A 23,012-nucleotide genomic window follows, 5' to 3' on the forward strand; every position below is an offset into this window, starting at 1 on the left:
CTAGTTACGCGCGCACGTCGCCGCGATTTCGCGCGCAAGCGCCAAGCAAGTGAGCGGTGCCGAGCCTTCGGCCTTGTTGTTCGCGACGATGAGGACGGGTTGCCCCGCGAGCGCGTAACGGGCGGCCAACTCGGCCAGCGCCGATCGCGTGCCCGGATCCTCGTCGACGAGCCGGTTGAACGGCTCGTATTTCGCTTTCGCCTGCTCGTACTTGAACCCGCCGTGAAGGCTCCAGCGTACGATGAGCGGCCCGGCCGGCTCGTCTCCGTCGAGCAGCGCGAGGGCGGCCGCCTGACGCAGCGGATCGGGCATGCGCGCATGCAATCCGACGCAGTAGCGCACACCGCGCTCGCGCAGCATCCGGACGAACCGCGGCGTGAGAAGGCACGCATCGCGAATTTCGATCGCATAGCAAGGGGCCGGCACGCCGCCGGCGGCTTGGGGCAGCGCAGGCAGGGCGGCGATAAAGTCCGCTAGGCGGGCGACGAACGCGGCGGGATCGGCCAGCACGCGCTCGGGCAGCGGCGAAAACTGGAATACGAGGGCGCCGGCTTTTGCGCCGAGGCCGCCGAGGCACGGCTCGACGAATTCGCTTGCCGCGAGCCGCGCATCGAGAAAGCAAGGATTGTCGGCGACAGGCTCGCCGCGCTCGGCGCGCAGCGTCGCGTCGGTGACGGAAGCAGGCGCTTTGACGATGAAGCGAAAGTCGTCGGGCACCTGTTGGGCATAGCGAAGATAGTCGGCGATGCTAAGCGGCGCGTAGAACGAGCGGTCGATGCTGACCGTGCGTAGCAGCGGATGCGCGCCGTAGGCGGTAAGCCCATCGCGCGCGAGCTTCGAATCGCTGTAGGCATCGCCGTAGACGATGCCCTCCCAGCCCGGAAAGGACCATGACGAGGTGCCGAGGTGCACTTGCGGCGGCAATCCGGCAGCTGCAGCGAGTGCATCGGCCGAGGCGGGCGCGGGCAAAATCTCACGTGCGCGGCGCTTCGGCTTGGCGGGCTCCGTGCGCGGCGCCGCCGTTGCCAGCGTCGGCGGCGCCCCGAACAGGTCCAGTTGCGGCTTCAGTGGCGGATCGTCTTCTCTTTCGTCCATCAAGACACTTGGCCGCGCGACGCGGTCGAACGCTCAAAGCGGCTGATCGTACATGTAGCGGCGCGACCAAGGCAACGTCTGCGCACTGCGGCCGGCCTTGCGGCAGACCACTTGATAGAGCGACACGTCGTCGTGCTCGAACGCGTAGGCGCAGCCGGCGAGATAGACCCGCCAGATGCGGAATTTTTCGTCGTCGACGAGCTTTTTCGCCTCTTGGGCACGTGCCTCGAAGTTCTCGGACCAGAGGTCGAGCGTGTGCTTGTAATGACGACGCAGGCTTTCCACATCGACAGCCTCGAGCCCGCCGCGCTGCATCGACTCGAGCGCAAGGCTGATGTGCGGCAGCTCGCCGTCCGGGAACACGTAGCGGTCGATGAACTCGCCGCCGCCCAACGCCGTCTCGCCGCTTTCATAATCGGTCGACGTGATGCCGTGATTCATCGCGATCCCGTCGTCGACCAGCAGATCGCGGATCTTGCCGAAATAAGTCGGCAGATTCTTGCGGCCGACGTGCTCGAACATGCCGACGCTCGTGATGCGGTCGAACTGTCCATCGACGTCACGGTAGTCCTGCAGGCGAATCTGGATCCGATCGGCAAGGCCGGCGGCCTTGACGCGCTCGGTCGCGAGATCGAACTGGTTCTGCGACAGCGTCACGCCGACGCAGTGCGCGCCGAACTTGCTCGCCGCGCGCAAGACGAGGGCGCCCCAGCCGCAGCCGATGTCGAGCAGGCGCTGGCCCGGCTGCACCTGGATTTTGCGCAGGATGTGGTCGATCTTCTTGAGTTGCGCCGTGCCTAAGTCTTCGTTGCCGTTTTCGAAGTAGGCGCACGAGTAGACCATGTTCTCGTCGAGCCAGAGCTTGTAAAACTCGTTCGAGACGTCGTAGTGATATTGGATCGCCTTCTTGTCCGACGATTTCGTGTGATTGAAGTAGCGGCGCACCCGGGCGAGCTTGCTTGCGCTCGTCACCGTGCTGCGGGCGAGCGAGTAGCCGATATTGATGATGTCGGAAAGCTTGCCTTCGATATCGATCTTGCCCTTGACGTAGGCTTCGCCGAGGTTGTCGAGACTCGGCTCCAGCAAGAGCGGCAACGCCGAAGCGCTATTTACCTTCAGCGTGACCTGCGGCGCCGCGAAGCTGCCGAAATCGAGTTGCTGACCGTTCCATAAGACGAGACGCGCCGGCAGGTTCGTCTTCATCTTCACGTCGTCCACCCACTGCGCGAGCTTCTTTTCCCAGAACATGCTTGTTCTCCGTGTCTTATCCGTTGACCTCAACATCAAAAGCACAGCCTAAAAAAGCACAGCAAATGCGCGGGCGGGCCCGGCGAGCGGGCGGCGCGGCGCGACCTGCGAAAGCGGTCGGACGTGGCGGACGACGCGTCGAGCGGGCAACATCGTCGTGCCGCCATCGACATCCGGTCAGGGCGCTTCGGGGGCTCCCTTCAAGGCGAAAGTCGGGCGATGCGCCAGTGGCCGTCGGCTTCGCGAGTGTAAAGAATGCGATCGTGCAGCCGCGACGGGCGGCCCTGCCAGAATTCGATGCGCTCGGGCACGAGCCGGTAGCCGCCCCAGTGAGGCGGACGCGGCGGGCCTTCGCCGAACCGATCGGCGTACGCTTTCTCGCGTGCTTCGAGCTCCGCGCGGCTCGCGATTTCGCGGCTTTGCTCAGAGGCCCATGCGCCGATGCGCGAGCCGAGCGGGCGCGACGCGAAGTAGGCGTCGCTCTCCTGCGCGCTCGTTTTCTCGACGGCGCCTTCGATTCGAACCTGGCGTTCGAGCTCGGTCCAGAAAAAGAGGAGGCTCGCATGCGGGTTCGCGGCAAGCTCGCGGCCCTTGCGGCTTTCGTAGTTCGTGAAAAAGACGAAGCCACGATCGTCGACGCCCTTGATCAGCAAAATGCGCGCCGACGGGCGGCCATCGGCATCGACGGTGGCGACCGTCATGGCGTTGGGTTCGGGCAATTCAGCATCGAGCGCCTGCTGGAACCAGAGCTGAAATTGCCGGATCGGGTCGCGCTCGACACTGCTTTCGTCGAGCGAGCCGCGCGCGTAGTCTTTGCGAAGTTCGGCAAGGGTGAGCATTTTCTTTTATGCGACCGCTTCAGTCGGGCACAGTATAGCCAAGGCCGGAAAATCTTGCCGGGACGCGATCCGCGCCGAGGCGTGCAAAAATACGCGTTTCGACTGCAGTCAACGCCCGACGCATCATGTCAAGGACCTTGGTCACGACCACCGATCTTACTCCCGCGCCCGCGCTCGATCAGCATACCGACGAGGCCGAGCGCGCGCGCCGCTTCGGCGGTGTCGCGCGGCTTTACGGCGCACCGGCGCTCGCCGCGTTCGAGCGCGCGCACGTGGCCGTGATCGGGATCGGGGGCGTCGGCTCGTGGGCGGCCGAGGCGCTCGCCCGCAGCGCGATCGGCCAGCTCACGCTCGTCGATCTCGACAACGTCGCCATCAGCAATACGAATCGGCAGATCCACGCGCTCGACGGCAACTACGGGAAACCGAAAGTGGAGGCGATGGCGGAGCGCATCGCGCTGATCGACCGCGCCTGCGAGGTCCGCCTCGTCGAGGATTTCGCGGAACCGGACAACTTCGAGGCGCTGCTCGGCGCGGGCTTCGACTACGTGATCGACGCGATCGACAGTGTCCGGACGAAGACGGCCTTGATCGCCTGGTGCGCGGCGCGCGGCCAGCCGCTCGTCACCGTCGGCGGTGCCGGCGGCCAGCTCGACCCGACGCGCATCCGCATCGACGATCTGGCACTGACGATCCAGGACCCTTTGCTCTCGAAGGTGCGCGCGCAATTGCGCAAGCACCATGGCTTCCCGCGCGGGCCGAAGTCGAAGTTCAAGGTGAGCGCCGTTTTTTCGGACGAGCCGCTGATCTACCCGGAGGCGGCGGTCTGCGACATCGACGAGGCCGCCGAGCACGTCCCCACATCGCCGGGCCACCAGGGCCCGGTCGGCCTCAATTGCGCGGGATTCGGCTCGAGCGTCTGCGTGACGGCGAGCTTCGGCTTCGCGGCCGCGGCCCACGTCCTGTCGACGCTGGCCAAGAAGGCGGCCGCGAGCACGCCGGTCCGTTGACCGGGAGGCGCCCGCTCAGTGCAGCGTGGCGCTGAGCTTGCGGCGCCACTCGGAAACGAGCTCGGGCCGGTGCGCAGCCAGATCGAAGACCGACAGCATCGTCTTGCGGCCGACATCGTCGCGGAACGTCCGATCGCGTTTCACGATTTCGAGCAGATGCTCGAGCGCCCCTTCGTAGGCCCGCCGCGCGATCAGCAGGTTCGCCAGATCGAAGCGCGCATCGAGATCGCCGGGATTCGCGGCGATGCGCGCTTCGAGCGCGTCCGTCGGCGGGAGCTCGGTCGCGGCATCGAGCGCGTCGAGCCGCGTCTTGAGCGAGTTGTAGCGCACGTCGATGCCCTGCGTCACTTTCGGCGAAAGTCGCTCGGCCTCGTTGCGCGCCTCGTCGACCCGCTCCTCGTCGATCAACAGCTCGACCAGATCGAGCCGCGCTTCGTCGAAACCCGGGTCGAGCGCGAGCGCCGCCTTCAGGTGATCGAGCGCAACGCCGCGCCGCCCCTCTTCGAGCGCGGCAAGCGCCGCACGGCGCTCCGCCTCCGCGGCGTTCGGGACGAGCCCGTCGATGAACGCGCGCAGTTGCCCTTCCGGCAATACGCCGATGAATTGATCGATTGGCTGTCCGTCGGCGAATGCGACGACGTGCGGGATGCTGCGCACCTGGAAATGGGCTGCGAGTTGCGGATTTTCGTCGACATTGACCTTCACGAGCCGCCATTTGCCGGCGGACTCGTGCTCGAGCTTTTCGAGCAGGGGGCCTAGCGCCTTGCAGGGCCCGCACCAGGGCGCCCAGAAATCGACGAGCACCGGGACGAGCTTCGACGCCTCGAGCACGTCCGTTTCGAAAGTGGCGAGAGTAGTGTTCATCGGGACCTCATTGAACTTCTTCAACACTGGACCGCTCCGAGAGTGGGGGCGGCGAGCGGAATTTCAACCGCGCGGGGGACAGCGCACTACCGCGGATGCCGCTCCGGCAGCGGAATCCACTCGGTCTCGCCCGGAATCTTGCCCATTGCCTGCTCGGTCCACGCCGCCTTGGCGCGCTCGATCCGCTCGCGCGTGCTGGCCACGAAATTCCATTCGATGAAGCGCTCGCCCTCGAGCTTCGCGCCGCCCAGCACCATGACGGTCGCGCCCGTCGCGCTCGCGAGCGTCGGCGTCTCGCCCTCGACCAGCACCGCCATCCGGCCTGCCGGAAGCGGCTCGCCGTCGAGCGAGAGGTCGCCGTCGACGAGATAGACACCGCGTTCCTCGTGCTCGGGTTCGAGCGCCAATGCGCTGCCGGCGGAGAAACGCGCCGCGACGTAAAGCGTCGGGGAGAACGTCGTCACGGGGGAGCGCGCCCCGAAGGCCGTCCCCGCGATGACGTCGAGCCGCACGCCGTTGCGCTCGAGGTGCGGCAGCGTTGCGGCGGCGTGGTGCTCGAACGACGGCTCGGCTTCTTCGTGCTCGAGCGGCAGGGCGACCCAGGTCTGAATGCCGTGCAGGACGTGATTGTGGCTGCGTTCGTCCTCGGGCGTGCGCTCCGAATGGACGATGCCGCGGCCGGCCGTCATCCAGTTGACGTCGCCCGGCACGATTTTCTGGACGGAGCCGATGCTGTCGCGATGCATCATCGCTCCCTCGAAGAGGTACGTGACCGTCGCGAGTCCGATATGCGGGTGCGGCCGCACGTCGAGGCTCGCACCGGGCGTGAACGAGGCGGGCCCCATATGATCGAAAAAGATGAACGGGCCGACGAGACGCGCGGCCATTGCCGGCAGCACGCGGCGAACGGTGACGCCGCCCACGTCGCGCTCCGAGGGCTTGAGAATGGTCCTGATCGACGACGACATGAGCCGCTCCGTTTGGGTGACCGCGTCATTCTACCGCCCAGTCTCCCGAGGCTCGCGGCTCACCCGTCGGCGATAAGCGTGCCCGTTACGTCATACGATTCTTTGCGAGCGGCGGATTCGCGGCGAAGTAGCGCTTGATGCCTTTCATGATGGCGTTCGCCATCTGGCTGCGGTAGCCGTCGTCGTTCAGACGCGTCTCTTCCTCGGGATTGCTGATGAAAGCCGTCTCGACGAGGATGGACGGAATATCGGGCGCCTTCAACACGGCGAAACCGGCCTGCTCGACCGATCCCTTGTGCAACTTGTTGATGTCGCCGATCTCGCGCAGCACATAACCGCCGTAGCGCAGCGAATCCCGGATCTGTGCCGTCGTCGACATGTCGAAGAGCGCGCGGTTGACGGTATCGTCCTGCGTCTTGACGTTGATTCCGCCGATGAGATCAGACGCGTTCTCCTTGTTCGCCATCCAGCGTGCGGCGGCGCTCGACGCGCCATGCTCGGACAGTGCGAACACCGACGAGCCCCGCGCCGTCGGCGTCGTGAACGCGTCGGCGTGAATCGACACGAAGAGGTCGGCATTGACGCGCCGCGCCTTTTGCACGCGCACGTTGAGCGGAACGAAGAAGTCCGCGTCGCGCGTCATCATCGCGCGCATGTTCGGCTGCGCATCGATCATCGCGCGCAGCTTCTTGGCGATGTCGAGCGCGACGTGCTTCTCGTAGGTCCCGGCGCTGCCGATCGCGCCCGGATCCTCGCCGCCGTGGCCCGGGTCGATCGCCACCGTCAGCAGGCGTACGGTGCGGCCCGTTTTCGGCGTCGCGAACGGGTAGGTCTCGCCGCCGAGACCGTCCTCGCCGTTGCCGAGACCGTTTTGCGCGAGGGCGCTGCCCGTGCCGTCGTTACCGCCGCTGGGCGGCACGGATTTGTCACGAGCGAGGTCCGACTTGCGCCGCGCTCGCCCCGCCGCGCCTTCGCCCGCGCCCGCGCCGCCCGGTGCCGGGGCTCCTTCGGGCGCGGAATTTTGCGCGTAACGCTGGAAGAATGCGTCGCTGTTGTCGGCGGGCGCGCCGGGCGGCGTGGCGGGCCCGGCGAGCGGTGGCGTCGGCCCCGGAGGCGGCGTTGCCGGCCCGGCGAGCGGCGCCGGTGCGAGCGCCTCGGCGTCGGGCCGGCTTTCGCTAAACTCTTTTTCCTTGCGCTCCGTTTGCGCGAGCAGATCCATGAGCGGATCGGGCGCGACGGTCGGATAAAGATCGAGCACGAGCCGGTAGCGATAGCTGCCGATCGGCTCGAGCGAGAAGACCTGTGGCTTCACCGAGCCCTTCAGGTCGAAGACGAGCCGCACCACGTGCGGCTGAAATTGTCCGACGCGCACGGAGCGGATCTGCGGATCGTTCGGCGCGATCTTCGAGACGAGGTCGCGCAGCGCCTGATCGAGGTCGAGGCCGTTCAAGTCGACCACGAGCCGATCGGGCCCTTGCAGCAGTTGCTGCGTCGTTTGCAGCGGCTGATCCGATTCGATCGTGACACGCGTGTAGTCGCGCGCGGGCCAGACGCGCACGCCGAGCACCGAGCTCGCGAAGGCCGAGCGAGCGAGGAACGGCGCGGCGAGGCCGACGATGAGCGTCGAGGCCCCGGCGCGCAGCACCTGACGGCGGCGCCAGCTATGGGTCGCGGTGGCAGCCGATTCGATCGAGTGGAACGGTTTGATCAACATCTTTCGAGGCATGCTTTTCCTGATTCGCTGTATGCGCGCACATCGAGCAAACGGTGCTCGTCACTACCGGGAGCGCCCCCTCGCGCGTCGACGCTGAGCGCCAAGACTAGATCGGGCGTGCCGAGCAGGTCGCCGGCCTTTTCGGGCCATTCGACGAGACAGATCGCGCCCGAGTCGAAATACTCGCGAAAGCCGGCGTCGGCCCATTCGGCCGGATCGGCGAAACGATAGAGATCGAAGTGATAGACCTCGAGCTCGCCGCCGGCCCGGCCGAGCGCGTAAGGCTCGACGAGCGTATAGGTGGGGCTGCGCACGCGCCCTTTGTGGCCCAGGCCAGCAAGCGTCGCGCGCACGAGGGTGGTCTTGCCTGCGCCGAGATCGCCGCGGAGCTGCGCATGCAGCCCATTGAATGCCGGCAGCGTGCGCACGTGCTCGAGTGCTTGCGCGAAACGGGCGCCGAACGCCTCTGTCGCGGCCAGGTCCTCGAGCACGAAGCGGCGTTCGAGTAGCACGCTCGCGGACGGAGCAAACGGAGAATCGGGCGCCACGGGCAATCTCGTAAAATAGCTTGGATGAAACGATGTCCGGAAAGGCCGCTCCTCGTATGACAGCGCTCCATGCGGCTGCCTCCTCAGCCGAAACTTCTCGCTTCGACGACGCGGCGCTGGCGGCACTTGCGCGGCGGATCAAGGCATGGGGCCGTGAGCTCGGCTTCGGTGCGATCGGTGTCAGCGACACGGATCTGTCCCAGGCCGAAGCGGCGCTTAGCGCCTGGCTCGCGGCGGGCTGCCACGGCGAGATGGATTATATGGCCAAACATGGGATGAAACGCGCGCGTCCGGCCGAGCTTGTGGCCGGCACGCTACGCATCATCACCGCGCGCATGGCCTATTTGCCGGCGGCCACGCTTGCCGCCGCCGGCGATGAAAGCGCATCGTCAGACTCGAAGGCTGCCGGCGCGGCAGAGGACGCACCGGCATCGGCGGAGCGTGAGCGAAACGAAAGCGATGAACCCGATGGGCGCGATGAGCGCGCGCGTGCCCTCGATTGGCGCGCGCGCGAGCGGGCGCGCCTCGACGATCCCACCGCGGCCGTCGTTTCGCTCTATGCGCGCGGGCGCGACTATCACAAGGTGATGCGTCAGCGGCTGCAGCAGCTCGCCGAGCGAATCGAGCGCGAAATCGGCCCGTACGGTCATCGCGTCTTTACCGATTCGGCGCCGGTGCTCGAGGTCGAGCTCGCGCAAAAGGCAAGCATCGGCTGGCGCGGTAAGCATACGTTGCTCATCGAGCGCGATGCGGGATCGCTGTTTTTTCTCGGCGAAATCTATGTCGATATCCCGTTGCCGGTCGATGCCGATGCCGATGTCGAGGCCGAGGCGAGGGCCGAAAAACCGGCCGTCAAGAAAGCGCCGCGCACGGCAGGCGAGTCTTGCGGGCGCTGCACGCGCTGTATCGACGTGTGCCCGACCGGTGCGATCGTCGGACCTTATCGCGTCGACGCGCGCCGCTGCATTTCCTATCTGACGATCGAATTGAAGGGCAGCATTCCGGAGGCGCTGCGTCCGCTCATCGGCAATCGTGTGTACGGATGCGACGACTGTCAGCTCGTCTGCCCGTGGAACAAGTTCGCGCAAGCGGCGCCTGTCGACGATTTCGATACCCGGCACGGCCTCGATCGCGCGTCGCTCGTCGATCTTTTCTCGTGGAGCGCCGAAGAGTTCGATACACGAATGCAAGGCAGCGCGATTCGCCGCATCGGCTATGAATGCTGGCTGCGCAACCTGGCCGTCGGCCTCGGCAACGCGTTGCGCGCGGGAGGCGGGACGGCGCTCGGGCAGGCGGACAGGAGCCGGATCGTCGATGCGCTGCGAAGGCGGGCCGACGACGCATCGCCCCTCGTGCGCGAGCACGTGGAGTGGGCGCTCGAAGCCGCATAGAGACACAGTGATGAGGGAGCGAGCCATGCATGACGCCGTGATCGACGCACCGTTCGGCAAAGTCGGCATTCGTGTCGACGAGGCGGCCGGCGTGCTGAGCCTCATCGAATATCTGCCGGGAGAGATTGCGTCGGTTGCGCCCAATTGCCCGTTGGCCGACGAAGCCGCGCGGCAGATCGCGCATTACTTCACGTCGCCGCGCGCGACGTTCGACCTGCCGCTCGCGGCTGTCGGCACGCCGTTTCAGCGGCGCGTGTGGGAAGCGATGTGCGCAATCCCGCCTGGGGAGACGCGCACCTATGGCGAGTTGGCGCGGCAAGTCGGCGGAACGCCGCGCGCGGTGGGTCAGGCGTGCGGCGACAACCCGTTTCCGATCGTCATTCCTTGTCACAGAGTCGTCGCCGCCAACGGGCTCGGTGGCTTTGCCCACCACGCCGGCGACGGCTTCTATCCACGCGTGAAGCGCTGGCTGCTCGATCATGAGAGCGCGCAACAGGCCCTTCCGCTATGAGCGATACGCTGAAAGTCGACGAGTTGCCCACACGGCCCGAAGGGCGCGAAGGCGACGCGGCTTCGACCAAAACAGTCGCGACGGCGCATGACGCCGCGAACACTCAGTCCATCGATGCATTTTGCGACGCCCTCTGGCTCGAGCATGGCCTTGCGCGCAATTCGCTCGACGCCTACCGGCGCGACTTGCGGCTCTTCGCCGTTTGGCTCGCGCGCGAGCACAGTGTGCCGCTGGATGCCGCGGGCGAGTTGCATGTGAACGGCTACCTGGCGGCCCGCAGCGACGGCAAGGCGACCTCGGCGAACCGGCGTCTCTCGGTCTTTCGCCGCTACTTCGCATGGGCCATCCGCGAGCACCGCACGGCGGCCGATCCGACGCTCAAGATCCGCTCCGCCAAGCAGCCGCTGCGCTTCCCGTCGACATTGTCGGAACAGCAAGTCGAGGCGCTGCTCGCCGCGCCCGACGTCGACACCGCGCTCGGCCTGCGCGACCGGACGATGCTCGAGCTCATGTACGCGAGCGGGTTGCGCGTTTCCGAGCTCGTCGGCCTCAAAACAGTAGAAGTCGGGCTCAACGAGGGTGTCGTGCGTGTGATGGGCAAGGGCTCAAAGGAGCGGCTCGTGCCGTTCGGCGAAGAAGCGCACGGCTGGCTCGCGCGCTACTTGCGCGAGGCGCGTCCCGCGCTGCTCGGCGCGCGCGCCGCCGACGCGCTGTTCGTCACGGGGCGCGGCGAAGGCATGACGCGGCAGCAATTCTGGAACATCATCAAGCGCCACGCCCGTGCGGCCGAGATTCACGCGCCCCTTTCGCCGCACACGCTGCGCCACGCGTTCGCGACGCATCTCTTGAACCACGGGGCCGACTTGCGCGTCGTGCAACTGCTGCTCGGTCACGCCGACATTTCCACGACACAGATCTACACGCACGTCGCGCGCGAAAGGCTCAAGACGCTGCATGCGCAGCATCATCCGCGCGGGTGAGTTCGCCGCGGCGCGACCGACGCCGAATCGAGCGCGTGAGTAGCGGTGGACCGGCCGCCGCCCTTAAAATGCGGCGATGAGCAAAGCCAAACACATTTCGGAGACGCCTGCCACGCAGTTCTTGCGCCGCCACGGAGTGAGCTTCGGCGAGCATCCGTACGATTACGTTGAACACGGCGGCACCGCCGAATCGGCTCGGCAGCTCGGTGTCGACGAGCATCACGTCGTCAAGACGCTCGTCATGGAGGACGAGCACGCGAAGCCGCTCGTCGTTCTCATGCACGGCGATCGCACCGTCTCAACGAAGAATCTCGCGCGGCAGATCGGGGCGAAGCGTGTCGAGCCCTGCAAGCCCGAAGTCGCCAACCGGCATTCCGGATACTTGATCGGCGGCACGTCGCCTTTCGGCACGAAGAAGCCGATGCCCGTCTATGTCGAGCAAAGCATCCTCGAGCTCGATTCGATCTATCTGAACGGCGGGCGCCGTGGTTATTTGATCAGCATCGCCCCTTCGGTGCTGACGACGCTCGTGCACGCGCGGCCCGTCAACTGCGCGAGCGTCGATTGAGCGCAACAGGTCGGCGCGGCAGCAGACGCCATTGCAACGTTGACGCCGGAGCGCCTCAGTCGATCCACCAATAGACTGTCCCGCACCGGCCTTCGGTAGAATGAGCGCCGCGCCCGGGTGCCGCGTTCCGTCTCATGCGGGCGGACGCGCGTGGATCGAATCGACCGCTCGCCCTACTACACGCCAAAACAACCGCTTATGGAACTCGTAATCGTTGCTGTCGCAGCCTATCTGATCGGATCGGTCTCGTTCGCCGTGATAGTGAGCGCGGTGATGGGGCTGGCCGATCCGCGCTCGTACGGCTCGGGCAATCCCGGCGCGACCAATGTGCTGCGAACCGGCAACAAGAAGGCAGCCGTCCTGACCTTGATCGGCGACGCCTTCAAAGGCTGGCTTGCGGTCTGGCTCGCCGCGCATCTCGGCCCGCGCTATGGGCTCGACGACAGCGCAGTGGCGGTTGCCGCGCTGGCCGTCTTCCTCGGCCACCTTTACCCCGTCTTCTTCAAGTTCAAGGGAGGCAAGGGCGTCGCGACGGCTGCCGGCGTGCTGCTCGCGATCAACCCGGCGCTCGGCCTCGCGACCGTCGCGACCTGGCTCATCATCGCGTTCTTCTTCCGCTATTCGTCGCTCGCGGCGCTCGTGTCGGCCGTCTTCGCGCCGCTCTTCGATATCTTCATGTTCGGCCCGAACACGGTCGCCTGGGCCATCTTCGCGATGAGCGCGCTGCTCGTCTGGCGCCACCGGGGAAACATCTCGAAGCTGATCGCGGGCAAGGAAGGCCGGATCGGCGAGAAAAAGACGGACGCGGCGGCACACGCGAAGCACGAAGCGGGCGCCCATCACCATCACGCGCGCAAGCATTGATCTGATCTGCCCCGCTCGCCGGCGCCTCGCCGGTCAGCGGTGGAAGTCGCGCGACTCGGCGGCGTGCTTCAGTCGCGGAAGTTGTTGAAATCGAGCGGCGTATCGGTGACATCCTTGCGCAGCATCGCGATCACGCTTTGCAAGTCGTCGCGCTTCGCGCCCGTGACGCGCACGGCATCGCCCTGGATGCTCGCCTGAACCTTCAGCTTGCTGTCCTTCACTAGTTTGACGATCTTCTTGGCGAGGTCGCCGGACACGCCTTTCTTGATTGTGACGACTTGCTTCACCTTGTCGCCGCCGATCTTCTCGACCTTGCCGTAATCGAGGAAGCGCACGTCGACGCCGCGCTTCGCCATTTTGCCGACGAGCACATCCTTCACCTGGCCGAGCTTGAAATCGTCGTCGGCGAACATCGTCAGCTCGCGCTCCTTTTGCTCGACGCGCGCGTCGGACCCTTTGAAGTCGAAGCGCGTCGAGATTTCCTTGTTGGATTGTTCGATCGCGTTTTTCACTTCGACCATATTGGCTTCGCAAACGACATCGAACGACGGCATGCTATCTCTCCCAGGTTTGAGGCTGCGGCGGCGCCCGCGCGGCAGCGCAGGCGGCACTCGCTATAATCACGGACCGAACGTCATTCTACCGATCCCGTCCTCAATGCCCAAGCCGCGCCGTCGGCCGCGGCGCCGCAGAGAAGCGCTTTGCCGATGTCTTCGCCCGATCCGATCGCCTTGATTTCCGATTTTCCGCTGCGCGCGCACAACACGTTCGGCTTCGATGTTCGCGCCCGCCTCGCATGCCGCGTCGAAACGGCCGGGCAGTTCGCCGCCGCCGCGCGCGATGCGCGTGTCGCGGGGCTGCCAAGGCTCGTGCTCGGCGGCGGCAGCAATATCGTCTTCACGAAAGACTTCGATGGCCTGGTACTGCTCGCCGCATTGACCGGCAAGCGCGTCGTGCGTGAAGACGACGAGGCGTGGTACGTCGAAGCGGCCGCCGGGGAGAATTGGCACGGATTCGTCGCGTGGACGTTGGCGACGGGCTTGCCGGGCCTCGAGAACCTGGCGCTGATTCCGGGCACCGTCGGGGCCGCGCCGATCCAGAACATCGGCGCTTACGGGCTCGAGATGGGCGAGCGCTTCGCGTCGCTGCGCGCGGTTGAGCTCGCGACGGGCGAAGTGCGCGATTTCGACTTCGACGCCTGCCGTTTTGGCTATCGCGACAGCTTTTTCAAGCGCGAGGGGCGTGATCGGTTCGCGATTACGTCGGTGACGTTTCGTCTGCCGAAGGCATGGACGCCCCGCGCTGACTATGCCGATGTGACACGCGAACTCGACGCGCGCGGCGCCGCGGCGACGCCGCAGGCGATTTTCGACGCGGTCGTCGCCATCCGCCGGGCCAAGCTGCCCGATCCGCTCGCGCTCGGCAATGCGGGAAGCTTCTTCAAGAACCCTGTCGTCGATGCGGCGACGTACGAGGCGTTGCTGGCGAAGGATTCGAGGCTCGTCGGCTATGCGCAGCCCGACGGGCGGTTCAAGCTCGCGGCCGGTTGGCTCATCGATCAGTGCGGATGGAAGGGGAGAGTGATGGGGGCGGCCGCGGTTCACGACAGGCAGGCGCTCGTACTCGTCAACCGCGGCGGCGCCACGGGCGCGGACGTCCTCGCACTCGCGCGGGCGATCCAGCTCGACATCAGAGAACGGTTCGGCGTCGAGCTGGAACCGGAGCCTTTAGTGGTTTAGGGCTTGCTCACACTCATTGCCGGCTTGCGCTGGCCAAAAAAACGGCCGGCGTCGGCCCGGCATGCGCGGATCGTCACCGTGCGTTGAACGACCTCCGCGCCGCTGTGTTGCGGCACGGCCGGCGCGGAGGGTCGAAGTCAAGCACGCGGACGAAGCGATCAGCCGCGTTGCCGGCGAGCATTCTCGGCGATGCGCATGCGCAGCGCGTTGAGCTTGATGAAGCCGCCGGCGTCGGCCTGGTTGTAAGCGCCGCCGTCATCGTCGAACGTGGCGATCGTCTTGTCGAACAGCGTGTTCTTCGAATCGCGCGCGACGACCGACACGGAGCCCTTGTAGAGCTTCACGCGCACCCAGCCGTTGACGTTTTCCTGCGTGTGATCGATGAGCACTTGCAGCGCGCGGCGCTCGGGCGCCCACCAGTAGCCGTTGTAGATCAGCGAGGCATAGCGTGCGAGCAGATCGTCCTTCAGGTGGGCGACTTCGCGATCGAGCGTGATCGATTCGATGCCGCGATGCGCCTTGAGCATGATGGTGCCGCCCGGCGTTTCATAGCAGCCGCGCGATTTCATGCCGACGTAGCGGTTCTCGACGAGGTCGAGCCGGCCGATGCCGTGCTTGCCGCCGAGGCGGTTGAGCTCGGTCAGCATGTCGGCCGGCGATAGCCGCTTTCCGTTGATCGCAACCGGATCGCCGCGCTCGTATTCGATATCGAGATACTCGGGCGAATCGGGCGCGTCCTCGGGCGCGACGGTCCAACGCCACATGTCGGACTCGGCTTCGGCGCGCGGATCTTCGAGGTGGCGGCCCTCATAGGAGATATGCAGCAGGTTCGCGTCCATTGAGTACGGCGCGCCGCCTTGGCGGTGCTTCATATCGATCGGAATGCCGGCCTTCTCCGCGTATGCGAGCAGCTTCTCGCGCGACAGCAGATCCCATTCGCGCCACGGCGCGATGACCTTGATGCCGGGCTCGAGCCCGTAGTAGCCGAGCTCGAAGCGAACCTGATCGTTGCCCTTGCCCGTCGCGCCATGCGAGACGGCTTGGGCGCCCACCTGGCGGGCAATCTCGATCTGGCGTTTCGCGATCAGCGGCCGTGCGATCGAGGTGCCGAGCAGATACTCGCCCTCATAGATCGCGTTCGCGCGGAACATCGGGAAGACGAAGTCGCGCACGAACTCCTCGCGCAGATCGTCGATGAAGATGTTTTCCTGCTTGATGCCGAGCTGCAGCGCCTTCTTGCGGGCGGGCTCGAGCTCCTCGCCCTGGCCGATGTCGGCCGTGAACGTGACGACTTCGGCCGAGTAGTTGTCCTGCAACCATTTCAGGATGACGGAGGTGTCGAGGCCGCCCGAATAGGCGAGCACGACCTTTTTGATATCGCTCATGGTGAACTCGTGGCTGGTGCGTAACTGAAGACGATGACGACTAAAAACAGCGTTGCGCCGGCGTGCGGCCGACGCTGAAAACGCGTCGCGCGACGGCCCCACGCCGGGTGTGGCCGCGCCGCGGCGAATCAATGGTTCAACTTGCCGAGCAGCAGAAACTCCATCAGCGCCTTTTGGACATGCAGGCGGTTTTCGGCCTCATCCCAGACGACGCTTTGCGGGCCGTCGATGACGTCGGCGGTCACTTCCTCGCCGCGGTGCGCGGGCAGGCAGTGCATGAAAAGCGCATCGGGATTCGCGCGGCCCATCATCTCCGCATCGATGCACCAGTCGGCGAAAGCGGCCTTGCGGACCTCGTTCTCGGCCTCGAAGCCCATGCTCGTCCAGACATCGGTGGTCACCAGATCGGCCCCGCGGCATGCTTCGTGCGGGTCGTCCAAGACTTCGAACGCGGCGGCGCTTTCGGGCGCGACAAGCGCCTCATCGAGCGGGTAGCCGGGCGGCGTGGAGATCCGCAGCCTGAAGCCCAGAATCTGCGCCGCCTCGATCCATGTATAGAGCATGTTGTTCGCGTCGCCCACCCACGTCACCGTCTTGCCGGCGATCGGACCGCGGTGCTCATAGAACGTGAAGATGTCGGCCAATACCTGGCACGGGTGGTACTCGTTCGTCAGCCCGTTGATGACCGGCACGCGCGAGTTCTCGGCGAAGCGCCGCAAAATGTCCTGCCCGAACGTGCGGATCATGATGATGTCGACCATCCGCGACATCACTTGCGCGGCGTCCTCGATCGGTTCGCCGCGGCCGAGCTGGGTATCGCGCGTGCTCAGATAGACGGCGTGGCCGCCGAGCTGGAACATGCCGGCCTCGAACGACAGGCGCGTGCGCGTGGAATGCTTCTCGAAGATCATCGCGAGCGTGCGGTCGTGCAGCGGATGATAAGTCTCGTAGTTCTTGAACTTGCGCTTCAGAATGCGCGCGCGCTCGAGCACGTACTCGTAGTCTTCCAACGAGAAGTCATTGAATTGCAGATAGTGGCGGATTTTTTTGTCGGACATGAAACAAATACGGCGGACTGACCCGGCCGTGAGACCGGACGGCGCCGCCGTCGAATGGGATAACTCCCCGCAGCATAAAGGATTTTTGCCGGTTTGACGAGCCGGCGCCCAGGTTCGCTCCGTGTGCGCACCGTTTGTGTGCGGTGCGGAAAAGACAGTCGGGGGTGGTATAATCCCTGAGTTTTCTCCAGCCCGGCGGGTAAAGCTTCGGGCGCACCATTTGGGTTTCATACATGGCCGAAGCACCGTTCACCGAATACTTCATTCAGGGCATCACCAAGGACGGAAGGAAGTTTCGGCCGAGCGACTGGGCGGAGCGTCTGGCGGGAGTCATGTCCAGCTATGGTCCCGGCGTGAAAGGCCCCAACGCACGCCTTCAATACTCGGTGTACGTGCGCCCCGTGCTGCTCGGTGACGTCAAGGTCGTGATCGTCGACTCGCGGCTGCGCGACATCGAACCGATGGCATTCGATTTCTGCATGAACTTCGCGAAAGACAACAACCTCGTCGTGACCGAGGCTTGCGAGTTGCCCCACCATCACGGCGCCGTGCAAAAAGCAAAGCGTTGACGCGGCGGGGGCGGACGCAATGTCCGCCGCAGGTCGGTAGCGCGGCGGCTTCGCGCGCGAACGTCGACGGTTAGTGCCCTTCCTTCTTTACCGACACATTCCCGACACACCCGATTCGCGCGAGCAAAACAAAATGCCGCTCAGCGGCCAGCTGAACGGCATTTGCGGGGACGCTCCGGACGAGCCTACTGCGCTGCGGCAGGTTGCTGCATGCCTTTGAGGGCGGCCACGAGGCGGCTCTTGTGGCGAGCGGCCTTGTTCTTGTGGACGATTTTCTTGTCGGCGATGATGTCGAGCGTCTTGGCCGAGAGGCGGAAGACTTCGGCGGCCTTGGCTTGATCGCCGGCTTCGATCGCCTTGCGGACGGCCTTGATCGCCGTGCGGTACTTCGAGCGCAGCGCCGAGTTGTGCGAGTTCGCCTTCGCGGCTTGGCGGGCGCGCTTGCGTGCTTGCTTGGAGTTAGCCATGAGAGTTCCTAGTCCTGTATTGTTCGCGGTGCCCGAAGTCGCGCACTAGACGACCGTTCGAGCGTCCTTTCGATCGAAACCTGCGGGAACGATTGCCCGAAGGCGCAAAACGTCGGCATCGCTGCATCTGATCGCGTCTTCGCGACGCAACGCAGAAGGCGAGCTTCGAAACGCGCGAGTATATCAGCAAAATCAGAGAGATGGCAAATATCGCGACGAGACGGCCGGAAGCCACGGCGGCTGCCCGTATAATAGCCGGCCCATGAATCTATTCCGAGCCCTGCTGACGGTCAGCGGTTTCACGCTGCTCTCGCGCGTAACCGGCCTCGTCCGTGAAACGCTGATCGCGCGCGCCTTTGGCGCGAGTCAATTCACCGACGCCTTTTACGTCGCCTTTCGCATTCCGAACCTGCTGCGGCGGCTTTCGGCCGAGGGCGCGTTTTCACAGGCGTTCGTGCCGATCCTCGCCGAATTCAAGAACAGTCAGGGGCACGGGCCGACGAAAGCGCTCGTCGATGCGATGTCGACGGTGCTCACCTGGGCGCTTGCGCTGCTCTCGCTCGTCGGCATCGTCGCGGCTTCCGCGGTCGTCTTCGCCGTGGCCTCGGGCTTGAAGGGCGACGGTCAGGCGTTCGGCCTCGCGGTGACGATGACGCAGATCATGTTTCCGTACATCGTCTTCGTCTCGCTGACCACGCTAGCCGCCGGCGTCGCGAACACCTACGGCAGCTTTTCGCTGCCCGCGTTTGCACCGGTGCTGCTCAACGTCTCGTTCATCGCGGCGGCCGTGTTCGTCGCTCCGCACTTGAAGGTGCCGGTCTTCGCGCTTGCCTGGGCCGTCATCGTCGGCGGCGTGCTGCAGTTCGCGGTGCAATGGCCGGGCCTCGCGAAGATCGACATGACGCCGCGCATCGGCCTCAATCCGTTCGTGGCGCTCGCCCACCGCGGCGTCAAGCGCGTGCTCATGAAGATGGTGCCGGCCACGTTCGCCGTCTCGGTCGCGCAGCTCTCGCTCATCATCAACACCAATATCGCCTCGCGGCTCGGCCCTGGGGCCGTGTCCTGGATCAATTACGCGGACCGCCTCATGGAGTTTCCGACGGCGCTGCTCGGCGTCGCGCTCGGGACCATTTTATTGCCGAGCTTGTCGAAGGCGCACGTGGACGAGGACCCGCACGAGTACTCGGCGCTGCTCGACTGGGGGCTGCGCGTGACGTTCCTGCTGGCGGCGCCGAGCGCGCTCGCGCTGTTCCTCTTTGCCGAGCCGCTGACCGCCACGCTTTTCAACTACGGACGTTTCGACGGGTACTCGGTCGTCATGGTGGGCCGCGCGCTGACGGCCTATGGCGTCGGCCTCATCGGCCTCATCGTCATCAAGATTCTCGCGCCCGGCTTTTACGCCAAGCAGGACATCAAGACGCCCGTGAAAATCGGCATCGGCGTGCTGATCGCCACGCAGATCGGCAATGTGGTGTTCGTGCCCGTGTTCGCGCACGCGGGGCTCACGTTGAGCGTCGGGCTCGGCGCTTGCGTCAACGCCATATTGTTGTACACGGGTTTGCGCCGGCGTGGCATCTACACCCCGTCCGGCGGCTGGGCCCTTTTTCTCGTGCAGCTGCTCGGCGCTTCGCTCGTGCTGGCCGGCGCGATGCATTGGTGCGCGGCGAATTTCGACTGGATCGGGCTGCATGCGCGGCCGCTCGCGCGCATCGCGCTGCTCGCGGCCTGCATGGTCCTGTTCGCCGCACTATATTTCAGTATGCTTTGGTTGATGGGCTTCAAATACACCTACTTTAGAAGACGCGCCAAGTGAGGACTCCAGACCTGAGACAGCCATGACATCGGTTCTCGACTACTTCACTTCACTCGTCGCCGACGACGACAGCCTGCCGGTCACCGAAACGGCGCTTTCGCTCGCGCAAGATGCCTATCCCGACCTCGATCTGCAGGGCACGCTGGCCGAGCTCGACGAGCTGGCCGTGCGGCTCAAGCGCCGTTTGCCCGGGAACGCGGATCTGACGGACAAGATCGGCGCGCTGAACCGCTTCTTCTTCCGCGAGCTCGGCTTCGCCGGCAACCTCAACGATTACTACGACCCCGATAACAGCCACCTCAATATCGTTCTTAAGCGGCGGCGCGGCATTCCCATTTCGCTAGCGATCCTCTATATGGAAATCGGCGAGCAGATCGGCGTTCCGGTGAAAGGCGTGTCGTTTCCGGGCCACTTTCTGCTGCGTGTGACGCTGCCGGAGGGCGACGTAATGCTCGATCCGACGACGGGCAAGTCGCTGACCGAGGCCGAGATGGTGGACAGGCTCGAGCCGTATTTGTCGCACACGACCGGCGACTCGATCGGCGGCACCCTGCGGATGCTGCTGCAGCCGGCCACGGGGCGCGAGATCATCGCCCGCATGTTGCGCAACTTGAAGGCGATCTATTTGCAGACAGAGCGTTGGCAGCGTTTATTGGCGGTGCAACAGCGGCTCGTCATTCTGCTGCCGGAAAGCATCGAGGAGGTGCGCGATCGCGGGTTCGCCTATGCGCGGCTCGATTATCTGCGGCCGGCGCTCGAGGATCTGGAGCGCTACCTCGACGACCGCCCCGACGCCGAGGACGCGACCGCCGTCGAATCGCAGTTGCAGGAGCTGCGCCAGCGCACCGACAGCGGCGACGACTGAGCGCGCCGCCTGCGGGCGCTACTTCGGCTGCATCCGGATCGCGCCGTCGAGCCGGATCACCTCGCCGTTGAGCATCGTATTGTCGAAGATCTGCTTGACGAGCATCGCATATTCGATCGGCTTGCCGAGGCGCGAGGGGAAAGGCACCATTGCGCCGAGCGAGTCCTGCACTTCCTGCGGCATGCCGAGCAGCATCGGCGTTTCGAAGATGCCCGGCGCGATCGTCATCACGCGAATGCCATTGCGCGAGAGGTCGCGCGCGATCGGCAGCGTCATGCCGGCGACACCGCTTTTCGACGCAGCATAGGCTGCCTGGCCGATCTGCCCGTCGAATGCCGCGACCGAGGCTGTGTTGACGATGACGCCGCGCTCGCCATTCGCGTTCGGCGCATTCTTCGCCATTTCCGCGGCGGCAAGGCGCAGCACATTGAACGTGCCGATCAGGTTGATTTCGATCGTGCGGCGGAACGCATCGAGCGGATGCGGCCCGTCCTTGCCGACCGTCTTCACCGCCGGCGCGACGCCGGCGCAGTTCACGAGACCGACGAGCGGGCCGAGCCGTGTCGCGGCCGCGACGGCTTCGACCGCATCGTCTTCGCGCGTCACGTCGCACTTCACGAACACGCCGCCGAGCTCGCCCGCGAGCGCGCTGCCCGCCGCTTCGTTGAGGTCGGCGATGGCGACCTTGCCGCCATGCTCGGCGATGAGGCGTGCCGTGGCCGCGCCGAGGCCCGACGCGCCGCCGGTGACCAGGAATCCGTTACCGCGAATCTCCATGCTCAAAGCTCCTTACGTTTATCTAGGGGCGACGAAGCGGCGCCCTTACTTCAAGGCATCGAACACGCGCTGGCGGATCTCTTCGACGGACCCGAGACCGGAGATGCGGCGATATTGCGGCGGATTGAGGCCGTTTTCGACGCCGCGCTGGGCCCATTGCTGGTAATAGTCGACGAGCGGCTTCGTCTGCGCGCAGTAGACATCGAGACGCTTCTTGACCGTCTCTTCCTTGTCGTCGTCGCGCTGGATCAGCGGCTCGCCTGTGACGTCGTCCTTGCCCTCGACCTTCGGCGGATTGAATTTCAGGTGATAGGTGCGGCCCGATGCCGGGTGCGTGCGGCGGCCGCTCATGCGAACGATGATCTCGTCGAACGGCACATCGATCTCGAGCACGTAATCGATCGCGACGCTGGCCTGCTTCATCGCTTCGGCTTGCGGCAACGTGCGCGGGAATCCGTCGAAGAGATACCCTTTCTCGCAATCGCAGTCGGTGAGGCGCTCCTTGACGAGATTGATGATGACCGCGTCGGGCACGAGCTCGCCCGCATCCATATAGCGCTTGGCCTCAACGCCGAGCGGCGTGCCGGCCTTCACCGCGGCGCGCAGCATGTCGCCGGTCGAAATCTGCGGAATCCCGAATTTTTCCTTGATGAAGTTCGCTTGGGTGCCCTTTCCGGCGCCAGGTGCACCCAACAGGATCAAACGCATGGTGGTATCTCCGAGTCGTATGTGGAATGCGGTGCGAAAGCCGAAACGCGCCGGCCGATGTCCGTGGCCGTGCGAATGGGAGCGGCAGCCTCGGCAGCGCGCGCTTTTGGCGGCGCTTCGACCAAGGCGGGCAGCAGGGCAGACGGACAGGAACCAGAGAGCCGAATGTTGCGAATGCTCGCGCAATCGGCTTCGATTATGCCATGGCTAGCAACTACTCCGACCGGAAAAGCGAGCGGACGCGCTCGAGATCGGCCGGCGTATCGACGCCCGGAGGAGGCGCCTCTTGGGTGACGAGCACCGCGATACGCTCGCCATACCACATGGCGCGCAGTTGCTCGAGCATCTCGGCGCGCTCGATCGGCGCCTGCGCGAGTCGCGGATAGGTGCGCAGGAAGCGCGCGCGATAGGCATAGAGGCCGATGTGGCGATAGACCGGCGCCGCTTCGGGCGCGGGCATCGCCGCGATGTCGATGGCGTCGGCCGCGCAATGCGGCTGATAGGCGTCGCGCATCCACGGAATCGGCGCGCGCGAGAAGTAAAGCGCGCGCCCTTGCGCGTCGAGGACGACCTTGACGACATTGGGGCTGAACACCTCAGCGGCGTCGTGGATCGTATGCGCGGCCGTCGCGATCGCACAGTCGGGATGCCGCGCGAGATGCGTAGCGACACCGCTCACGAGCGCCGGATCGAGCAGCGGCTCGTCGCCCTGCACGTTCACGACGATCGTATCGTCGCTCCAGTTCAGCCGCGCGGCCACCTCGGCGAGGCGATCCGTGCCCGACGGGTGATCGTCGCGCGTCAGCAGCGCATCGATGCCATGCGCACGGGCCGCCTCGAGTACGCGCTCCGAATCGGAGGCGATCAGCACTTGGAGCGCGCCCGCAGCGCGCGCGCGCTCGGCGACGCGCACGACCATCGGCTTGCCGCCAATGTCGGCGAGGGGTTTCTCCGGCAGGCGCGTGGAAGCGAGCCGGGCGGGGACGACGGCGACAAACGGTGCGCCGCTGATCGAAGCGTATTCGGTCATC

The 23,012-nt window shown here is 65.4% G+C and carries 24 protein-coding genes; 10 read left to right on the forward strand and 14 right to left on the reverse strand.

The window, feature by feature from the left end; genetic code table 11:
* The 3 genes from AB4Y31_RS12645 to pdxH all read right to left on the reverse strand — a co-directional run bounded on the left by AB4Y31_RS12645 (position 1) and on the right by pdxH (position 3,182).
* Entirely contained in the window at positions 1-1,095 is a 1,095-nt protein-coding gene (locus AB4Y31_RS12645; RefSeq protein WP_368674198.1) for a DUF72 domain-containing protein, read from the reverse strand.
* Between the two features lie 33 nt (positions 1,096-1,128).
* The gene (locus tag AB4Y31_RS12650; RefSeq protein WP_368674199.1) at positions 1,129-2,343 is read right to left on the reverse strand and encodes a class I SAM-dependent methyltransferase; all 1,215 of its coding nucleotides are present in this window, start codon (positions 2,341-2,343) and stop codon (positions 1,129-1,131) included.
* 200 nt (positions 2,344-2,543) lie between these two features.
* Positions 2,544-3,182, reverse strand: coding sequence for a pyridoxamine 5'-phosphate oxidase (pdxH, locus tag AB4Y31_RS12655; protein ID WP_368674200.1), 639 nt, complete (start codon positions 3,180-3,182; stop codon positions 2,544-2,546).
* 125 nt (positions 3,183-3,307) lie between these two features.
* Between pdxH and tcdA the strand changes: the two genes are divergently transcribed.
* Positions 3,308-4,192 carry a tRNA cyclic N6-threonylcarbamoyladenosine(37) synthase TcdA gene (tcdA, locus tag AB4Y31_RS12660; protein WP_368674201.1) on the forward strand — a complete coding sequence of 295 codons (885 nt, stop codon included), beginning with the start codon at positions 3,308-3,310 and terminating at the stop codon, positions 4,190-4,192.
* A gap of 15 nt (positions 4,193-4,207) precedes the next feature.
* Here the strand turns inward: tcdA and trxA are convergent, their stop codons facing one another.
* From trxA to tsaE, 4 genes are all read right to left on the reverse strand, one after another.
* Positions 4,208-5,056, reverse strand: a complete 849-nt coding sequence (gene trxA / locus AB4Y31_RS12665) for a thioredoxin (protein WP_368674202.1) — start codon at positions 5,054-5,056, stop codon at positions 4,208-4,210.
* An 86-nt stretch (positions 5,057-5,142) separates the two neighbouring features.
* A complete protein-coding gene (locus AB4Y31_RS12670) occupies positions 5,143-6,024 on the reverse strand; it encodes a pirin family protein (RefSeq protein WP_368674203.1) in 882 nt (293 codons plus the stop codon).
* 85 nt (positions 6,025-6,109) lie between these two features.
* Positions 6,110-7,750 (reverse strand): N-acetylmuramoyl-L-alanine amidase, encoded by a 1,641-nt coding sequence (locus AB4Y31_RS12675; protein WP_368674204.1) that lies wholly within the window; start codon positions 7,748-7,750, stop codon positions 6,110-6,112.
* On the reverse strand, positions 7,732-8,292 hold the full coding sequence (gene tsaE / locus AB4Y31_RS12680) for a tRNA (adenosine(37)-N6)-threonylcarbamoyltransferase complex ATPase subunit type 1 TsaE (RefSeq protein ID WP_368674205.1): 561 nt from the start codon (positions 8,290-8,292) through the stop codon (positions 7,732-7,734). Before tsaE ends, AB4Y31_RS12675 begins: the two co-directional genes overlap by 19 nt.
* A gap of 50 nt (positions 8,293-8,342) precedes the next feature.
* On the opposite strand from tsaE, the gene queG reads away from it, so the two are divergent.
* The 5 genes from queG (at position 8,343) to plsY (ending at position 12,600) form a co-directional block, all read left to right on the forward strand.
* Positions 8,343-9,677 carry a tRNA epoxyqueuosine(34) reductase QueG gene (gene queG / locus AB4Y31_RS12685; protein WP_368674206.1) on the forward strand — a complete coding sequence of 445 codons (1,335 nt, stop codon included), beginning with the start codon at positions 8,343-8,345 and terminating at the stop codon, positions 9,675-9,677.
* Positions 9,678-9,702: 25 nt separating this feature from the next.
* The gene (locus tag AB4Y31_RS12690) at positions 9,703-10,188 is read left to right on the forward strand and encodes a methylated-DNA--[protein]-cysteine S-methyltransferase (RefSeq protein WP_368674207.1); all 486 of its coding nucleotides are present in this window, start codon (positions 9,703-9,705) and stop codon (positions 10,186-10,188) included.
* Complete coding sequence (xerD, locus tag AB4Y31_RS12695) at positions 10,185-11,168, forward strand: site-specific tyrosine recombinase XerD (protein ID WP_368674208.1); 984 nt, start codon at positions 10,185-10,187, stop codon at positions 11,166-11,168. The genes AB4Y31_RS12690 and xerD overlap by 4 nt, the downstream gene beginning before the upstream one ends.
* Positions 11,169-11,244: 76 nt before the next feature.
* Positions 11,245-11,736: a Cys-tRNA(Pro) deacylase gene (ybaK, locus tag AB4Y31_RS12700; protein ID WP_368674209.1), complete on the forward strand. Its 492-nt coding sequence runs from the start codon at positions 11,245-11,247 to the stop codon at positions 11,734-11,736.
* Between the two features lie 198 nt (positions 11,737-11,934).
* Positions 11,935-12,600 carry a glycerol-3-phosphate 1-O-acyltransferase PlsY gene (gene plsY, locus AB4Y31_RS12705; protein WP_368674503.1) on the forward strand — a complete coding sequence of 222 codons (666 nt, stop codon included), beginning with the start codon at positions 11,935-11,937 and terminating at the stop codon, positions 12,598-12,600.
* 68 nt (positions 12,601-12,668) lie between these two features.
* Here the strand turns inward: plsY and AB4Y31_RS12710 are convergent, their stop codons facing one another.
* Positions 12,669-13,154, reverse strand: coding sequence for a YajQ family cyclic di-GMP-binding protein (locus AB4Y31_RS12710; RefSeq protein ID WP_368674210.1), 486 nt, complete (start codon positions 13,152-13,154; stop codon positions 12,669-12,671).
* 153 nt (positions 13,155-13,307) lie between these two features.
* Between AB4Y31_RS12710 and murB the strand changes: the two genes are divergently transcribed.
* The gene (murB, locus tag AB4Y31_RS12715) at positions 13,308-14,339 is read left to right on the forward strand and encodes a UDP-N-acetylmuramate dehydrogenase (protein WP_368674211.1); all 1,032 of its coding nucleotides are present in this window, start codon (positions 13,308-13,310) and stop codon (positions 14,337-14,339) included.
* A 158-nt stretch (positions 14,340-14,497) separates the two neighbouring features.
* On the opposite strand, the gene AB4Y31_RS12720 is transcribed toward murB, so the two are convergent.
* Both AB4Y31_RS12720 and argF read right to left on the reverse strand, forming a co-directional pair.
* Entirely contained in the window at positions 14,498-15,724 is a 1,227-nt protein-coding gene (locus tag AB4Y31_RS12720; protein WP_018440774.1) for an argininosuccinate synthase, read from the reverse strand.
* Positions 15,725-15,852: 128 nt separating this feature from the next.
* Positions 15,853-16,782 carry an ornithine carbamoyltransferase gene (argF, locus tag AB4Y31_RS12725; RefSeq protein WP_368674212.1) on the reverse strand — a complete coding sequence of 310 codons (930 nt, stop codon included), beginning with the start codon at positions 16,780-16,782 and terminating at the stop codon, positions 15,853-15,855.
* A 233-nt stretch (positions 16,783-17,015) separates the two neighbouring features.
* On the opposite strand from argF, the gene AB4Y31_RS12730 reads away from it, so the two are divergent.
* Positions 17,016-17,351: a DUF3579 domain-containing protein gene (locus AB4Y31_RS12730; RefSeq protein ID WP_368674213.1), complete on the forward strand. Its 336-nt coding sequence runs from the start codon at positions 17,016-17,018 to the stop codon at positions 17,349-17,351.
* Positions 17,352-17,536: 185 nt separating this feature from the next.
* Here AB4Y31_RS12730 and rpsT read toward each other — a convergent pair whose 3' ends face one another.
* On the reverse strand, positions 17,537-17,818 hold the full coding sequence (rpsT, locus tag AB4Y31_RS12735) for a 30S ribosomal protein S20 (protein WP_018440771.1): 282 nt from the start codon (positions 17,816-17,818) through the stop codon (positions 17,537-17,539).
* A 262-nt stretch (positions 17,819-18,080) separates the two neighbouring features.
* On the opposite strand from rpsT, the gene murJ reads away from it, so the two are divergent.
* Positions 18,081-19,631 carry a murein biosynthesis integral membrane protein MurJ gene (murJ, locus tag AB4Y31_RS12740; protein WP_368674214.1) on the forward strand — a complete coding sequence of 517 codons (1,551 nt, stop codon included), beginning with the start codon at positions 18,081-18,083 and terminating at the stop codon, positions 19,629-19,631.
* Between the two features lie 22 nt (positions 19,632-19,653).
* Positions 19,654-20,496 (forward strand): SirB1 family protein, encoded by an 843-nt coding sequence (locus tag AB4Y31_RS12745; RefSeq protein ID WP_368674215.1) that lies wholly within the window; start codon positions 19,654-19,656, stop codon positions 20,494-20,496.
* An 18-nt stretch (positions 20,497-20,514) separates the two neighbouring features.
* On the opposite strand, the gene AB4Y31_RS12750 is transcribed toward AB4Y31_RS12745, so the two are convergent.
* From AB4Y31_RS12750 to kdsB, 3 genes are all read right to left on the reverse strand, one after another.
* Positions 20,515-21,273: a 3-hydroxyacyl-CoA dehydrogenase gene (locus tag AB4Y31_RS12750; RefSeq protein WP_368674216.1), complete on the reverse strand. Its 759-nt coding sequence runs from the start codon at positions 21,271-21,273 to the stop codon at positions 20,515-20,517.
* Between the two features lie 45 nt (positions 21,274-21,318).
* Positions 21,319-21,981 (reverse strand): adenylate kinase, encoded by a 663-nt coding sequence (adk, locus tag AB4Y31_RS12755; protein WP_107154146.1) that lies wholly within the window; start codon positions 21,979-21,981, stop codon positions 21,319-21,321.
* A 214-nt stretch (positions 21,982-22,195) separates the two neighbouring features.
* Complete coding sequence (gene kdsB, locus AB4Y31_RS12760; protein WP_368674217.1) at positions 22,196-23,011, reverse strand: 3-deoxy-manno-octulosonate cytidylyltransferase; 816 nt, start codon at positions 23,009-23,011, stop codon at positions 22,196-22,198.
* Position 23,012 lies beyond the last annotated feature (1 nt).

This window comes from Trinickia sp. EG282A, from assembly GCF_040965455.1.
GTDB classification, from domain to species: Bacteria; Pseudomonadota; Gammaproteobacteria; order Burkholderiales; family Burkholderiaceae; genus Trinickia; species Trinickia symbiotica.

Coding starts and splice junctions, on each gene's coding strand:
- AB4Y31_RS12645 (WP_368674198.1), bottom strand. CDS start 1,095: ATGGACGAAAGAGAAGACGATCCGCCACTGAAGCCGCAACTGGACCTG.
- AB4Y31_RS12650 (WP_368674199.1), bottom strand. CDS start 2,343: ATGTTCTGGGAAAAGAAGCTCGCGCAGTGGGTGGACGACGTGAAGATG.
- pdxH (WP_368674200.1), bottom strand. CDS start 3,182: ATGCTCACCCTTGCCGAACTTCGCAAAGACTACGCGCGCGGCTCGCTC.
- tcdA (WP_368674201.1), top strand. CDS start 3,308: ATGTCAAGGACCTTGGTCACGACCACCGATCTTACTCCCGCGCCCGCG.
- trxA (WP_368674202.1), bottom strand. CDS start 5,056: ATGAACACTACTCTCGCCACTTTCGAAACGGACGTGCTCGAGGCGTCG.
- AB4Y31_RS12670 (WP_368674203.1), bottom strand. CDS start 6,024: ATGTCGTCGTCGATCAGGACCATTCTCAAGCCCTCGGAGCGCGACGTG.
- AB4Y31_RS12675 (WP_368674204.1), bottom strand. CDS start 7,750: ATGCCTCGAAAGATGTTGATCAAACCGTTCCACTCGATCGAATCGGCT.
- queG (WP_368674206.1), top strand. CDS start 8,343: ATGACAGCGCTCCATGCGGCTGCCTCCTCAGCCGAAACTTCTCGCTTC.
- AB4Y31_RS12690 (WP_368674207.1), top strand. CDS start 9,703: ATGCATGACGCCGTGATCGACGCACCGTTCGGCAAAGTCGGCATTCGT.
- xerD (WP_368674208.1), top strand. CDS start 10,185: ATGAGCGATACGCTGAAAGTCGACGAGTTGCCCACACGGCCCGAAGGG.
- ybaK (WP_368674209.1), top strand. CDS start 11,245: ATGAGCAAAGCCAAACACATTTCGGAGACGCCTGCCACGCAGTTCTTG.
- plsY (WP_368674503.1), top strand. CDS start 11,935: ATGGAACTCGTAATCGTTGCTGTCGCAGCCTATCTGATCGGATCGGTC.
- AB4Y31_RS12710 (WP_368674210.1), bottom strand. CDS start 13,154: ATGCCGTCGTTCGATGTCGTTTGCGAAGCCAATATGGTCGAAGTGAAA.
- murB (WP_368674211.1), top strand. CDS start 13,308: ATGTCTTCGCCCGATCCGATCGCCTTGATTTCCGATTTTCCGCTGCGC.
- AB4Y31_RS12720 (WP_018440774.1), bottom strand. CDS start 15,724: ATGAGCGATATCAAAAAGGTCGTGCTCGCCTATTCGGGCGGCCTCGAC.
- argF (WP_368674212.1), bottom strand. CDS start 16,782: ATGTCCGACAAAAAAATCCGCCACTATCTGCAATTCAATGACTTCTCG.
- AB4Y31_RS12730 (WP_368674213.1), top strand. CDS start 17,016: ATGGCCGAAGCACCGTTCACCGAATACTTCATTCAGGGCATCACCAAG.
- rpsT (WP_018440771.1), bottom strand. CDS start 17,818: ATGGCTAACTCCAAGCAAGCACGCAAGCGCGCCCGCCAAGCCGCGAAG.
- murJ (WP_368674214.1), top strand. CDS start 18,081: ATGAATCTATTCCGAGCCCTGCTGACGGTCAGCGGTTTCACGCTGCTC.
- AB4Y31_RS12745 (WP_368674215.1), top strand. CDS start 19,654: ATGACATCGGTTCTCGACTACTTCACTTCACTCGTCGCCGACGACGAC.
- AB4Y31_RS12750 (WP_368674216.1), bottom strand. CDS start 21,273: ATGGAGATTCGCGGTAACGGATTCCTGGTCACCGGCGGCGCGTCGGGC.
- adk (WP_107154146.1), bottom strand. CDS start 21,981: ATGCGTTTGATCCTGTTGGGTGCACCTGGCGCCGGAAAGGGCACCCAA.
- kdsB (WP_368674217.1), bottom strand. CDS start 23,011: ATGACCGAATACGCTTCGATCAGCGGCGCACCGTTTGTCGCCGTCGTC.